We start from the raw sequence: 14,455 nt of genomic DNA on the forward strand, positions 1-14,455 counted from the left end.
TTCATTGTTAACCTCCTGACTACATATTATCATTCTTGCTTACTACTGCTTATAAACTTAATGAAGTTTTATAATACCATTTTAGATTTTAGATTTTAGATTTTAGATTTTGGGAATGACAGAGGAAGCTTGTGGTTTAGAGTTTGCGTAGGGTTGCATTATTTTTTTGAACTGGTATCAAAAGTCCTCAGAAACCTGTTATTTTCTGAGAAAATCGGTTTCGGAATGTATCAATTGAGCTCGGGCCCGGTTTCTGGTTTGATAACTTTTTGGATTTCCTCGATCGCCCTAGTCGCCACTGTTTCAGGCCTTTCACCCACACCAGCATAGACTCGGACATCTGCTTGAGTGTAGAAACGCTCTCGCTCTTTAAAAAGGCTTTGCAGCTTAGATTTGAGCTCGCCCTCCTGCAGTAGGGGTCGAGCGGTGTCCGAACGCAGTCGATCGTACAATTGATCTACAGGCACATCCAGCCAAACCACTACACCGTAGTGCAAGTAACCCCAATTCATCGATCGCGTCACAATGCCACCGCCCGTAGCCACGACCGAATTTTGATACGCAGACAACTCCCCAAGCACTTTACTTTCTAGTTCCCGAAAAGCCTCTTCCCCTTCTCGATCGAAAATCTCAGCAATTGACTGATTAGCAACTCGAACAATTAGTTCATCAGTATCAAAAAAACGGTATTTTAATTTTTTTGCCAAAATCCGCCCCACCGTTGTTTTTCCCGCACCCATCATCCCGACAAGATAGATATTTACTCCCCTCAACCCATCCACTGCCAAATCCTCCGATATTTTTCTATTTTTTCAGGTTAATCGATCTGCCACTGAGGCCATCATCGTCATCAAACTCATCACCCTCATCCAATCCCCAATCCTCATCTGCTTCTGCCATAGGATTTATTGGTGTTTCATCAGCGGGTTTAGGAATCTGCCCTTCCAGAGGAATCAGCACTCGATACTCCGCATCGTATACAGACTCTGTTTGCCCCACCCCAGACTGGTTTGGATCTCGATAGCCGTAAGAGTATACTGAGCCAGCCCAAGACTTGCTTTTCGGTTCCTGCTGAGCTTCGTAAGCCCTCGGATTTGTCGCTGGAACATCATTTACCTGCGGTCGATCGGGAAAATCGCGATCGTCCCCCCAATCATCATCGCCCCCTTGAGAACGCGATTTTGAGCCATCTGAGACCCAATCATCCTCATCGTCTGCCGCTGCATAACTCCCCGGTTGAGCATAATCCTTCGCCCCATCCGGGTTCGGAGTTTCTTGCTGGAAAGTCCGGGCACTGTAACCCGCCGACGTGCCGTACTCAGTTCGGTAGGAACCAGGAGCTTGAGTTTGGCTATTTTCCCTATTCAGATCCGGGTCAATTCCCTGTTTTCTAGGAGGGGGAGGCGGCGTGTAAGGTGTTCTGCTGTCCTCTGGGAAAGTATCGGGACCGCTGCGACTGGATCTGCCGCTGCGGTCTCCCGTTGGAGATAGGTAATTTGAAAAAGCGAGCAAACCCGAAATCAATAAAGATGTGACAGATCCCACCGCCATGCTCAGCAAAATCCAGATAGATAAAGGCAAAGCAGGCGATCGAACTCCCAAAAATACCAGCGATAATGCCGGCTCCACATTTTGCAGGGCAAAAATAGTTAGCCCTACCACAATTACTAGCAAAAAAACAGGACGCATATCAAATTTTAATTTGTAATTTGTAAATCACTAATAACTAATAACTAATGACTAATGACTAATGACTAATTATTACTCCTCTTCCTTCCAGCGTTTGAGAGGAACGCAATCAATCCCCAACTGGTCTAAAGCGCGAGCCACCACAAAGTCTACCAAATCTTCAATAGTTTGCGGATTGTGATACCAAGCAGGAATCGCTGGTACAATTCTAGCTCCAGCTTCCGCCAAGGTAGTCAAATTCCGCAGGTGAATCAAGCTAAAAGGCGTTTCGCGAGGCACGAGTACCAATTTTCGCCCTTCCTTGAGCTGAACGTCGGCCGCTCTTTCGAGCAAATCCGAGCTCAAGCCAGCCGCCAACTTGCCCAGCGTACTCATGCTACAGGGAATAATCATCATCCCTTGGGTGCGAAAGGAGCCACTAGCAATATTAGCACCGACATCTTGCCAGGGATGGCACCGAAGTTTACCCATTGTGGCTACTCCTGCTTGTTCCCGCCAGAATTCCTCTTGAAGCGTGGGTTCTGCGGGCATTCGAGTGTTCTGTTCGCTTTGCCAAACCATGTAAGTAGACTTGGAAGCGACCAGTTCGATCGCGCGATCGGCTTCCAACAAATATTTCAAAGTTCGCACCGCGTAAATCAGTCCCGATGCACCGGTAACTCCTACAATTAGAGGTTGGGCGGGGACTGAAACAGAATTAGTCATGGGCAATTATCCAGCAATAAGCTCACTAATTATAGCGCGATAGGTGCTAATAACAGCCACAACACTCATCAATCAATTCAATGATTGCGTGGCGATCGCTCTTAATAACAATAAAAGGCGAAACCTATAGCCACCTGCAACACCCCCGGATACTACAATAAAGTATGCGACTGCGATCGCCAGGATTATCATTACCCTATTCTTCGTTAACAAAAACAAAGGCTAACTGCGATCGCCAGAGTTCCAGATCCCAGCTCCATCTTACATCCTGATAGCCACGACCAACTCTGTGTCACAATAGAACTACTAACTTTACTTTATTAACATCAGGGGAGGCAGACAATGTTCTTAAGATACGAAGATATCGAAATAGTGCAATTAGACATTACCTCCCGATGTAATGCCGGTTGTCCTCAGTGTCCGCGCACGGGGAACCCTATTTTGCCAATGACAGAATTGACAATAGCAGATATTAAGAGAATCTTCCCTAAAGAATTCTGCTCTCAGTTGTCTTGGATTTACCTGTGCGGCAACTTTGGGGATGCGATGGTGAGTAATACCACTCTCCCGGCGCTAAAGTATTTTCACAAAATGGGAGTCAATTACCTTTGGATGTACACCAATGGTAGCGGACGCAGCCCTGATTGGTGGCGACAATTGGCCAAAATTTTGAATCAACCAGAAGATCGCGTTATTTTTGCCATCGATGGATTAGCGGATACCAACCACCTCTACCGTCGCAATACAAACTGGAACCGGATTATGGAATCCGTCGAGGCCTTTATTGGCGCCGGTGGCCAAGCAGAGTGGCAATATTTAGTCTTTGAACACAATCAACACCAAGTCGAAGAAGCTCGCGCTTTGGCCCGTAGACTGGGGTTTATTAAATTTCAAGCTAAAGCAACGTCTCGCTTTGCGCTGTCAGAGGTTGATGAAGTCGGAGAAAAGGAGGAGGCGATCGCAGAGGTGGACTCCCAGACGCAGGAAAAGCGCGATCGTTCTACCCCCATCACCCTAGAAAAAGCAGCTCTCAATTTTCACCGACAAGCTGAAGATTATTTAGCGGAAAAAAATTTAGAACAAGCATTTTTAGCTTGTCAAAAAGCACTTGAAATTCAGTCAAACTTTGCCGTCGCTCACAAAACATTAGGCAATCTGCTACAGCTCACAGACTGTCTGGAGGAAGCGATGAACTCCTATAAAACTGCCCTAGAAATTCAGCCAGAATTTGCCGAAGTTTATGCAAATATGGGCAGCGTTTATGCTTCTCAAAAACAATGGGAATCCGCAATTTATCACTATCAAAAAGCGCTTGAAATTAGACCAAATTTTTCAGGAGTGTATCGAAATTTAGCCAAAATCTGGACACAATTAGGTAAAATAGAAGAAGCAAATGAAGCTTTTCAGCAAGCCGTTAAACTCCAACTCGCTCAAGAAATTGCTCCGGCTAAAGCTGCTAAAGCGAACAAAGAAAGCTCCGTAGAACTCAAGCCGGCTTCCTTACCCCAGTATCAAAATCCAGAAATCCCCAACTTTCGCAAAGCCGTCCAAGAATATGGAGGATTAGAAAATTATTTTCAGGGCATTGAAATTAACTGCCAGTCGCAAAAGAAAGCTGAAATTTACGTTAGTTTTGACGCTGAACTGTGGCCCTGCTGCTATACAGCTCAGACCAAATACGCTCATTACAGCGACACTTATAGGACCCAGGCGATCGCTCTGTTTGAAAAATATGGGCAAGGATTTAACAACCTCCGCAGCAAATCTATCAAAGAAGTGCTAGAAAATGTTTGGTATCAAAAAGACTTAGCCAAAAGCTGGTCTTGTTCGGAGAGACTAGAAATATGCGCCTTGGTGTGCGGGAAAGCCTTCCACCCCACCTCCTCACAGATGCTCTAGATCCTTCACTGACTCGAGTCCAGAAACCTGATTTTTTGGGAAAGTATCGAATTTTAGCACCGCAATATTTGCAAAAAAGCCTGATTTTTCTTGAAGCGGACTTCAGAAACCGGGTTTCATCAAGAAACCCGGTTTCTGAACAGCAGACGTTTGTTAGAAACAGGCGAGAGTTGGAAACTGGCGACGCACCCTACCTTTACTGTTAGCTATCAACTATCAACTATCAACTATCAACTAACTACTCATCATCATCAAAAGCTTGACTGCCGCCGCCAACTGCAACTAAATCAATTTGCTGGCGGTAGTAATCAACACTCTTGACTTGAACTTCTACCCGATCGCCCAAACGGTACTGATTGCGGTTTTTGCGGCCCACCAGAGTTTGCTGGCGCGATCGATATTCGTACCAGTCATCCTTCAGCGAAGAAACGTGCACCAATCCCTCAACACGCAAAATGTCGCTCTCCGGCGGCCGCACCTCAATTTCCACAAAGAAACCGTAAGACTGCACGCCTGTAATCAAACCTTGGAAAGTTTGGCCGGTGCGTTCTTTCATCAATCCGGTTTTCTTCAATCCCTGCAAATCGCTTTCGGCATCCTCAGCAACTCTTTCGCGTTCGGTTAGGTGTACAACTACCGATGCAAACTCCGTCTCAAATTCGTGGTGCAAATCTGGGGGGAGAACATTCCAAGTAATTTGACCGTGACAGGAGGAATGGTGCAAGTCAACTTTTTCCTTAGCCCGTGTTGTGCGGCTGCTGCGGCCTTGCTCGAACACCGCTTGCAACACCCGCAGTACCAGCAAATCGGCGTAGCGGGAAAGCGGCGAAGTGCAGCGCGTGTAACCCTCTGACAGCCCCAAACCGAAGTGCGGCTTGGGAGTTGTGCTGTAAACAGCGGGCTTCATGGTGTCTTCTAGCAGGTAGGTGAGAACTCTTTCGGACTTCAGGCCGGCAAACTGCTGGGTAAATCGCTGAAAGTCCAAGGGCAAAACTTCTTCTTCGGTTTCGAGATACAGTTCGCCTCCGAGGTTGTTGGAGAGTTTGATGAACTCTTGAATGTCTGCCGGGTCTGGCATCGGTTGGACGCGGTAAATTGCTGGGACTCCCAAGGCTTGCAGGTGGGTGGCGACAGCTTGGTTGGCGAGTACCACCAACTCGGAGACAGCCGACTGGGCGGGGGGAGCTGTTGCAAAAGCTCCTAATTCGCCTTCGTCGTCGAAGTGAGAGTTAGCATCGGGCAAATTTAGTTCAAAAGCTCCTCGCTTGAGCCTTGTCTGTCTGGCTGCCTGTGAGGCGGCCCCGATTTGATCTAGGAAAGGACGGAGGGTGGAGGATAAAGGGTGCTCTTCGGCATCGTCTGGTTCGAGAATTGCTTGAGCTTGCTCGTAGGTGAGGTGGTAGTCAATTTGAATGACGCTGGCTTGAATCTCGTATTCTAGGAGTTCTCCTGATTCGTCTAGGGTGAGCAGTATGCTGAAGGCCAGCCGTTCGCTGTCTGGCAGGAGGGAGCAGCGCTCGTTGAGGGTTTCTGGCAGTACGGCGATGATTTTTTCTCCCAGATGGGCGGCGGTTCCTCGCTTGCGGGCTTCACGGTCGATCGGGGTTTCTGGCTGCACGTACTCGGCGGCGTCGCTGATGTGGATTCCTATTTGCCAGCGGCCGGGCTTCAGGGTTTCGATCGACAATGCGCGTTCCACTGGCGGATCGGACAGGAATGACGTTGGATCAAACTCCTTTTCGCCTCCTTCTTCGGAGAGATTTTCCTCCTCAACTCGGGGGGCATGGTTTTCGCTGTTGGTTGTTCCCGGTTCGTTTTTGCTGAAGCTAACAGTCAGAATGTTACGCAAATCTAGGCGTTTTTTGATGTCGGTTTTTTTGACTTTGCTGGGCAAATTTTCGGCTGCTTTGAGGACGGCGGCGGGGAACGATCGCGGCAAGTCGTGTTTGCAGCATACGATGTCGAGGTCGTCCGCGGCTTCGGCGTCGGAACCGAGTACCTGTACTACTTTGCCGACTGGGCGATGGGTGCCGAGGGGGTAGCGTTTGACTTCGACGTGTACTAGGTGGTCGATCGCCTCTTGGAGATTTGTGCCATTTGCGAGCAAGTCTAGTTCAAACAACAGGCGATCGTCCAGGGGGATTGCTCTGTAGCTGACGCGGCCTGTGGGGGTGGCGGTTTGCTTGACTCGCGCCAGTACCGAGGGGTTGGCGCGTTCGAGGATGAGCATGACTTCGCCTTCGGGCGATCGGCGGCGGCTACCTTCTTTGATGATTTTGACTAAGACTCGATCGCCGTTCCAAGCTGTCGAGAGGTGACTTTCCCGCACGTAAACGTCTTCTGAGCCTTCGGCGTCTTGAATTGCAAAGCAAAATCCTTTGCTCGAACAGCGCAGTTTTGCTTCTACTACGTCGTCTTCAGCTACTCGGCGATAGCGGCCTTTGTCTTTGACTAATATGCCAATTTTCTCTAGAGCTTCTAATGCGATTTGAAGTTTGAGTTGACTGGTGGCGTCGTTGCAGTCGAGTTTTTTCTCCAATGCTTTAGGAGCCACTAATTTGTCTTCTGTAAAATTTGCCAGCAGTGCAGCGATAGAAAATTCCATGTAGCGATCGATCCTCTTGTTTCCAGCAATTAGTCTAAATTTTGGCGAAATCAGCCGCACCCCCTCGGGCCCTCGCAGTGCCTGCTTCCCAACAAATACGCGGGTTGATAGGTGGAGACGCAAGCACAGCCACCTTGTTTCATCGCGAGGTTTTTTTGAGATTCTCTCCCGACACCGGCTTCGTGCTAATTGTCTGCTGTCTGTCTTGAACTGACTGCTGACGGTGCAGACAACTGTCCCGCACGCTATTCCCCAATACAATTTTTTAGCGTTGGTTTGTTTGCTTTTAGGTCAGCAGCGCCGAGCACTTGGCGAATTAGAAAGCCTCTGTCGGTTCTTAAAAGATGGCTCGATACTGAAAGCAACGGCTTGAGTCGAGGATGAGCCGATGGAGGGATGGAGAGGGAGAAAATGTGCATTTCTGCCTTCTGCCTTGTTTCCTTCTGCGTTGTTCCTTCTTCCTTTTGAAGTGCCTCTTGCCTCTTGCTTTAGCAAAGAACTTACCGGATCAAGGCAAAATTGCTAGTAGCTCGCCGCTGCGATGCCCCTGTTTTTTGCACGCGATCGGCCCTTGCGGACAGAGGTGCAACGAGCGGGTCGGGAGCAATCTGTGCTGTAGAAAGTGCAGGTACGCAAACCGGAGACTTTTACTACTTTTGCTTAGTTGCTGTGCCATCTCTTATAGGTAGAAATGACGCCCGGTGCTTGTTAGCTTAAACTGCCGGATGTGGGATGGGGTTTAGTGGCGTGAAAGGTTGCGCGGATGATTCACCTTTGATTTATTGTACGTTGAATACGTGCTTTCAGAAAATTGTTTTCTCTGAGCTGTTGTTGAGCCAAGCGTGACCTGGGGTAATTTTTAAAATTTTCGCGATCTCTGGGACGATCGAGCTTGGCTTTAGTCGCTTTCTGTTAAGCTGTTGGGCATTTCAATTGTCTTTTTGGGCGGGCGTGACCGAAAGCATCCAGGATACAAGCCCCCGGATTGATCCGTCCAGAAATAAAAAACCTGTATCCGATAAAGGAGCCCCCGAATTTATCCGTGGGGTCAATGCTTAAATCTAAAATCTAAAATCTAAAATCTAAAATCGATTGACGCCCAACCCCTACTCCCCGCAAGAATTTCATCAAACTTGTCTGTAAGAATGAGAAGCACCTGGGCTTACACGATCGCCCTCACGTTTTCAAGAAATGTTGAAGAATCAAGCAACTAATGCGTGGTTGTGTACTAAACTTAACTACCAGCCGGGAAGTCCCTCGGTATATTTAGAGGGGATTAATCAGAGCGCTGGGCCCCGTACCCCGTTGGGAATTACGCCCGCGCGATCAAAGGCTCGTCGGGTGTAGGTACCCAAAGCGACAATTATTCTTTTATAGCCCAAGATGATCTGGAAATACTCTGATACTATATTAGCAAGTGGGGGTGGAACTACCTCACTATAAAAAGCCTTTGAAAAAAAGGAAAAAGAAGCCTGCGGTGTAACTGTACTCAGTTGACCGTCAGGTTTGTTCACGTCATAAGCCCCTTCTGGTTTCGGGGTCAAAAAATTATGTTTGCTGAATTTCGCGCCCTTTATCCCGCTGGACAGTTAATTTGTGAGTTGCTGACTGTTCATCACGGTAAGTTTGTTGTTCGCTGTCTGGTTCAGGTTGACGGCAAAACTCTGGCTACGGCTATGTCGGCTGCTGAGTCTGTTGAGGATGCTGAAGACCGTGCCCGGTTGCGAGCGATCGCTGTTCTTGGATCTGCTGCGCCCGATCGTGCGATCGCGAGTGTTGAGCCGCCTCCGGTTGCTCCGGTTGCTCCGGTTGCTTCGGTTGCTGCTGTTCCCCCTCCCCCTCCTCCTGCTGTTCCCCCGGTTGCTGCTGTTCCCCCTCCCCCTCCTCCTGCTGTTCCGGTTCCTGTTGGGCCGACAAGTGTTCCTCTTCCGGTTCTAGAAATGCCTGTTGCTGACAAATTGCCGGAAACAGATCAAAGCAATTTTGTCAAGACTGAAGCGAAATTAAATGAAGAGCCGATCGCACCTGTACCTGCACCGCTGCCGCCAACGGTCGATCGCGCGGAGGCTACTGGATTTGTACCAAAGCAGTTAGACTCAGACGCTTGGCTTTCTTCTAGCTACGGCGAACCGATCGCGGAACTGGAGGTGCCGACTTCTAGCCAAAGTGAACTGCTACAGGGTGCGGCCGAAGTCAGGGAATTGCAACCGATCGCAGTGGGAATTCCCAGCGATGCGATCGAGGATAATTCTGATACGATCGCCCAAATAGACGCCATCCTCAAACGCCTGCGATGGAAAAAACCACAGGAAACCCAGTGTCTGGAACACAATTACGGCAAGTCGTCGCAGAGAGAGCTTTCTAGCGAAGAGTTAGTAGATTTCCTAGAATATCTAGAAATCTATAGCAGAACCACTGAGGAAATCCAGCGGCTGGGCTGGACTGCCAACCAAGGAAAAGATTATCTCAAACAAGGTTATGGCAAAGAAGCGCGCCATTTCTTAAATCAAGTAGAATTGCTCGACTTCCTGCAATATCTCGAATCTTTGCCCTAGGAATTCGGCAACTAAACAAGGCGCTGGAGGCTATTAGATTAAAGAAACCGGGTTTTTTACAGAGATTAAGGTTGAGAACCAAAGATTAGGGTAAAAAACCCGGTTTCTCGCCCCCCGTTGCTCCCGGATTAAAGAAACCGGGTTTTTTACAGAGATTAAGGTTGAGAACCAAAGATTAGGGTAAAAAACCCGGTTTCTCGCCCCCCCTTTATCCATTAAAGAGCTACTTTTGAACGTTAAAAATTAAAAATCAAAAATGAAGAATATTTCCTCATTTTTGATTTTTAACTTTTCATTTAGACGACAGCGGCGATCGGGCGGCTGGCGGAAGGACGGCGATCGATCACTTGATCGACTAATCCGTAGTCCTTTGCTTCTTCAGCCGACATGAAGAAATCCCGTTCGGTATCTTCTTCAATGCGGGAAAGCGGCTGACCGGTATGGTTGGCAAGATGTTCGTTCAGGCGGCGTTTGTGGTACAAAATCTCTTTAGCCTGAATTTCAATATCGGTTGCTTGTCCTTGAGCTCCGCCTAGAGGTTGGTGGATCATAATCCGGGAGTGAGGCAAACTCATCCGCTTGCCTTTAGCGCCGGCACTCAACAGAAAAGCGCCCATGCTGGCAGCCAAACCGAGACAAATAGTGCAAATGTCGGGGCGGATGTGGTTCATCGTGTCAAAAATGCCCATACCTGCTGTTACCGAACCCCCTGGGGAGTTGATATAGAGGTAAATATCTTTCTCCGGGTCTTCGGCGTCTAAAAATAGCAATTGGGCAACGATCAGGTTAGCCAAGTCTGAGTCAACCTGTTGGCCCAAGAAGACGATGCGATCGCGCAGGAGTCGCGAGTAAATGTCAAAGGCGCGTTCGCCGCGACCGGATTGTTCTATAACTGTTGGGATCATTGACGCCTGCCTGCCTATTACGTATCTTTTTTTAATTTTAGCGACTAGGGCTCAGTTATAGTTAGCGATCGGTGGCGTGCGATCGAGAAATCGGCAAAATCCTTAAGCTGGGCGGGGTTGGGGCGGTAATTTGTGGAAGTTGTGGCGGGGGTGCGATCGGATTTCCGATCCTGCAGGCGATCGATTTTGAGGAAACGGACATCAATCAACGTTGTTTTGTGGCGATCGTATCATTGAGAGAAGTGAAATCGCTCGATCGCGGCTGACAGTAGGAAAATGGTCTAAAAATTCATCGACCGAATCACCAGCTTCGAGACAATCAAGCACAGTCTCGATCGGGACGCGAGCACCAATAAAGACAGGAGTTCCACCTAAAATATCGGGGTCGCTATGAAAGATAGTAGCTGCGTATTGCAAAGAAAAGGCTGTGACATCAAGACAATCTTCTTCACTCCAGGTATCACTTTGCTCGAACGATCTGTTAGTTTCCATCGCTAAATCCCCACTGGATTTTTATAGATTATATCTTTGCTAGGATTACTGGTAGCGGGATTTCTTTGATTTAATCACCTCAATTACATTGTCGTGTCTTTTCCCTTCAATAATATCCTTGAGATGAATCTGTCCGTTGACGTACTGAACGTGGATGCGCCAGCCTGAGACTTTATCAATATCAGCACGATAAACTGCCTGCTTCACACCCTTAACTTTATGCAGTCTCGTTTTGGGAAATTGTCTCGTCCTGTGACATTCCTGGTCTTCAAGTTCTGCTAAAGCTTCCAGAAAACTAATCTTTAGCTAGTCATCTGGCAAAATTTTCATAGCTTCGTAAATAATGCCATATTCATCACAGAGAATAAGGTTTTGCGCCATAACTTAAGCTGATTATATCTAGGCAGTTTCTCGATCGCGCTGAAGTAGGTCTTGATACAAAGACTCTGCTACACCCTTATACGCTCGATCGAGTTCGTCGTGTTGAATTGCTCGAAAAAGAGTAAAAATAGCTTGCCCAAAAATTGGGTCTTCGTCAACCGCCAAAACCACTCTTAGTTTTTGAGAAATTCGTAGCGTATAAAGCGAAGACTCGTAACCATTCAGGTCTGACGATAGCGGGAGACGACGCAGCTTGCGATACACATTTGATTTTTGAGTAGGAAAAAGGCTGGCACAATAATTAATTTTTTGAATTACTGCGGCTTTCTCATCTTCATTTAGCAGCGCAATATCTTTCTCAAATTCCCTTGTTGACTCAATTAGAATATCCACGTCAAAAACCGTAAAAAATATATAAACATTATACTACAAACAGCTTTTAATTGTCAAGCCCCTTGCTCACCACTTACCAGCAAACGCGCTTGTTTAACAACCCACCATTCAAATTTTAATCGCCCAACCACGGCGGTACATCCCATACAAAATTAACCACCAAAATAATACCGCAGTCACGGCAAATGCCAGAGAACCATTCAGCGGCCCCGCCCACGGCACAAACCAGTTTTCATAAATCCAACTGTAAGTTGTTGGAGCATTTTCACCAGTACCGATATGAGTTTTTAACAGAAGTCTGGCGACAATACCGGAAGCCACAAACAGGAAAATTGCATTCAATCCCATGATTTCAAACAGCCTCCCCCATTTCCAGCCTCGCACTTCAATTGTTTCGTAGCAAGCTGCTAGCAATAGCAAGGCCCAACCAGCCGTAAAAACTACATAGGAACTCGTCCAAAGTTGTTTGTTGATCGGAAATAAAAATCCCCACAAGTGGCCGATTACCACGCCAGAGAGGCCGCAGATTGCTAAGTTGATACTGGTGCGGGGTTTGATTGGCTGCACACGCAGCCATTCTCCGGTAAAGTAGCCGATTAGGACTGTAACGCTTGCTGGTAAGGTACTCAACAATCCTTCTGGGTCGAAGGGGCCGCCTTTGTACAGGTGTTGGCTACCGAGAATTAGCCGATCGACATATCCTCCTAAATTTCCTTCTGGGGTGAGTTCGCCGGCAGTGTACCCCCCTACAGCAAATACGGTTAGTGCGCCCCAATAGCCCAAAAGCACGGCCACAGCGAGCAGTTTTTGATGGCGGGGATAGAGGTTGAGAATGGCGATCGCACTGATGAAATAAGCTAAGCCGATGCGCTGCAATACTCCCATGATGCGGATTTTATCGAAGTTTTCCACTGGGGCGTTGTTGAGAAGTACGTCAAGGGCGATCGAAGATGTATTTAGCAGCAATCCTAATATAAATAGAATCGCGGCGCGACGCGCAATTCGCCAGTAAATATTTGAAGAAGGAAGAAGGAAGGAGGAAAAAGGAAGAGGGTTTTTGGCGGATTCGGATTTTTCCTGTGTTTGTGTAATTATTGAGGTTTCTATTCCAATTTTTGGATGATTTTGAAGATATTTAGACAGCGAGAAAGACATCGCGCAGCCAACGATGAACAAGAAAAACGGAAATACTAAGTCTGTCGGGGTGCAGCCGTGCCATTCTGCGTGTTCTAGCGGTGGATACACCTGTTCCCAACTACCGGGGTTGTTGACTAGAATCATCGAGGCGATCGCAATTCCGCGAAAAACATCAAGGGATTTGAAGCGCATGGGGAAGAAGGAAGAAGGAAGAGGGAAGTAAGAAAAACTACTAATTACAATTCTCAAGTACCCATTACCCATTAACTAAATTTCAATACCTTCCAGAGTCATAATGACTGCATTCTTCATCAACATATCGCAGCGTTCTGCATAAAAAGATGCTGCCTTATCATACTTGTTGATTTGTAAAACGCGCAGAAACATTTGCCTTGCTTGCGCGAATTGCTGCTGGTAGTGAAAAAAAATTCCCTGTTCAAAATAAGTTTGAGTTTGTGCTTTTAGTTCGATCATTGTCGCCGAGTCGCCATCGTAAATTTCAAATACCGCAACAGGTGTTTGTTTTCCTTTTACTTGAACGCGATCGAGAAACCGGCACTTGTAATGTTGAGGATCGTCTATCCGGCAAAGGGTTTGGACGCTAGCTACAATAGCAACTCCATAAAGCTTTGTCAATCCTTCCACGCGGGAAGCTAAATTAACAGCATCAGAAATCACCGTACTTTCCATTCGTTCCGCTTCGCCAATCGTACCTAACATTAAAGTCCCCGTATGCAAACCAATCCCTATCGAAATAGGTTGATAGCCACTGTTTTGCCTGTGTCTGTTATAAATTTTTACTTGATGCTGCATCTCAATTGCTGCTTGCACAGCATCTTCAGCCCTGTTAGGAAACAAAGCCATAATCCCGTCACCAATATATTTATCTATAAAACCGTTGTACTCGCGGATAACTGGGCCAACTCGGCTTAAGTAAGAGTTAAGAAATTCAAAGTTTTCTCGCGGAGACATACTTTCTGACAGACTTGTAAATGAGCGAATGTCGGCAAACATAATCGTCATTTCTGCTTGTACAGAGTCTCCTAGTCTGGCATCAACGATGCTTTCTCTTTTGAGAAACTTCAAAAATTCACGGGGTACAAAACGGGCTGATGCGGCTGCAATTTTTTCTAGTTCGCTTTTGCTGGACTCGATTTGATTGAGCGACCTAAATGCTCTCAGTGCGGTGACTACTGTGGTAAATAACTTTTTGTTAGTAAGTTCTGTTTTGGTTTTGTAATCATTGATATCGTAGCTGACAATTACTACATCTTCTGGCACTTGTCCGGGCTGCCCAGTGCGTAAAATAATTCGCACTACTTGATTATTTAAAATATCACGGATGTATTTAACTACTTCCAAGCCTGCTTCTTCTGTTTCCATAACTACATCGAGTAAAATCAATGCTATGTCGTAGTTGTTTTGGATGATTTCTTTAGCTTCTTTTCCTGAGTAAGCGCTGATAAATGTTATACTTTTACCTTCAAATATAAAATCATTTAACGCTAGTTTAGTAATATTATGAATTTCTATTTCATCATCTACAATTAATATTTTCCAACTTTCTTCTAGCGGTTTTTGTTCCGCCTCGTCTTCCTCGGCAAATATTAATTCATCGTCGCCCGCCGCGATTAATTCGTCATCGCCTGCAGCCAACAGGTTTTTACTAGCTTCTGACATATATCGTTCTCCTA

The 14,455-nt window shown here is 46.9% G+C and carries 13 protein-coding genes; 2 read left to right on the forward strand and 11 right to left on the reverse strand.

The window, feature by feature from the left end; translation table 11 throughout:
- Positions 1–230: 230 nt before the first annotated feature.
- The 3 genes from QUA88_RS24700 to QUA88_RS24710 all read right to left on the reverse strand — a co-directional run bounded on the left by QUA88_RS24700 (position 231) and on the right by QUA88_RS24710 (position 2,394).
- Complete coding sequence (locus QUA88_RS24700) at positions 231–782, reverse strand: shikimate kinase (RefSeq protein WP_333057890.1); 552 nt, start codon at positions 780–782, stop codon at positions 231–233.
- Between the two features lie 22 nt (positions 783–804).
- Complete coding sequence (locus QUA88_RS24705; protein ID WP_333212006.1) at positions 805–1,689, reverse strand: LapA family protein; 885 nt, start codon at positions 1,687–1,689, stop codon at positions 805–807.
- 72 nt (positions 1,690–1,761) lie between these two features.
- Positions 1,762–2,394 carry a flavin prenyltransferase UbiX gene (locus tag QUA88_RS24710; RefSeq protein ID WP_333057892.1) on the reverse strand — a complete coding sequence of 211 codons (633 nt, stop codon included), beginning with the start codon at positions 2,392–2,394 and terminating at the stop codon, positions 1,762–1,764.
- A gap of 342 nt (positions 2,395–2,736) precedes the next feature.
- On the opposite strand from QUA88_RS24710, the gene QUA88_RS24715 reads away from it, so the two are divergent.
- Entirely contained in the window at positions 2,737–4,293 is a 1,557-nt protein-coding gene (locus tag QUA88_RS24715) for a tetratricopeptide repeat protein (RefSeq protein ID WP_333057893.1), read from the forward strand.
- Positions 4,294–4,531: 238 nt separating this feature from the next.
- Here QUA88_RS24715 and QUA88_RS24720 read toward each other — a convergent pair whose 3' ends face one another.
- Entirely contained in the window at positions 4,532–6,898 is a 2,367-nt protein-coding gene (locus QUA88_RS24720; RefSeq protein ID WP_333057894.1) for a ribonuclease R family protein, read from the reverse strand.
- Between the two features lie 1,550 nt (positions 6,899–8,448).
- On the opposite strand from QUA88_RS24720, the gene QUA88_RS24725 reads away from it, so the two are divergent.
- The gene (locus tag QUA88_RS24725) at positions 8,449–9,453 is read left to right on the forward strand and encodes a hypothetical protein (RefSeq protein WP_333274320.1); all 1,005 of its coding nucleotides are present in this window, start codon (positions 8,449–8,451) and stop codon (positions 9,451–9,453) included.
- Positions 9,454–9,749: 296 nt separating this feature from the next.
- Here the strand turns inward: QUA88_RS24725 and clpP are convergent, their stop codons facing one another.
- The 7 genes from clpP to QUA88_RS24760 all read right to left on the reverse strand — a co-directional run bounded on the left by clpP (position 9,750) and on the right by QUA88_RS24760 (position 14,441).
- On the reverse strand, positions 9,750–10,358 hold the full coding sequence (gene clpP / locus QUA88_RS24730; RefSeq protein ID WP_006635758.1) for an ATP-dependent Clp endopeptidase proteolytic subunit ClpP: 609 nt from the start codon (positions 10,356–10,358) through the stop codon (positions 9,750–9,752).
- A gap of 61 nt (positions 10,359–10,419) precedes the next feature.
- Positions 10,420–10,560, reverse strand: a complete 141-nt coding sequence (locus QUA88_RS24735) for a hypothetical protein (protein ID WP_333206500.1) — start codon at positions 10,558–10,560, stop codon at positions 10,420–10,422.
- Entirely contained in the window at positions 10,560–10,850 is a 291-nt protein-coding gene (locus tag QUA88_RS24740) for a DUF433 domain-containing protein (RefSeq protein WP_333206502.1), read from the reverse strand. Before QUA88_RS24740 ends, QUA88_RS24735 begins: the two co-directional genes overlap by 1 nt.
- A gap of 45 nt (positions 10,851–10,895) precedes the next feature.
- Positions 10,896–11,057 carry a hypothetical protein gene (locus QUA88_RS24745; protein WP_333206504.1) on the reverse strand — a complete coding sequence of 54 codons (162 nt, stop codon included), beginning with the start codon at positions 11,055–11,057 and terminating at the stop codon, positions 10,896–10,898.
- A gap of 192 nt (positions 11,058–11,249) precedes the next feature.
- Entirely contained in the window at positions 11,250–11,624 is a 375-nt protein-coding gene (locus QUA88_RS24750) for a hypothetical protein (RefSeq protein WP_333057898.1), read from the reverse strand.
- 108 nt (positions 11,625–11,732) lie between these two features.
- Entirely contained in the window at positions 11,733–12,953 is a 1,221-nt protein-coding gene (locus tag QUA88_RS24755; RefSeq protein ID WP_333274335.1) for a heparan-alpha-glucosaminide N-acetyltransferase domain-containing protein, read from the reverse strand.
- A 75-nt stretch (positions 12,954–13,028) separates the two neighbouring features.
- A complete protein-coding gene (locus QUA88_RS24760) occupies positions 13,029–14,441 on the reverse strand; it encodes an adenylate/guanylate cyclase domain-containing protein (protein ID WP_333057900.1) in 1,413 nt (470 codons plus the stop codon).
- Positions 14,442–14,455 lie beyond the last annotated feature (14 nt).

It is taken from the genome of Microcoleus sp. D3_18_C2, from assembly GCF_036702395.1.
In the GTDB taxonomy this organism is placed as follows: Bacteria; Cyanobacteriota; Cyanobacteriia; order Cyanobacteriales; family Microcoleaceae; genus Microcoleus.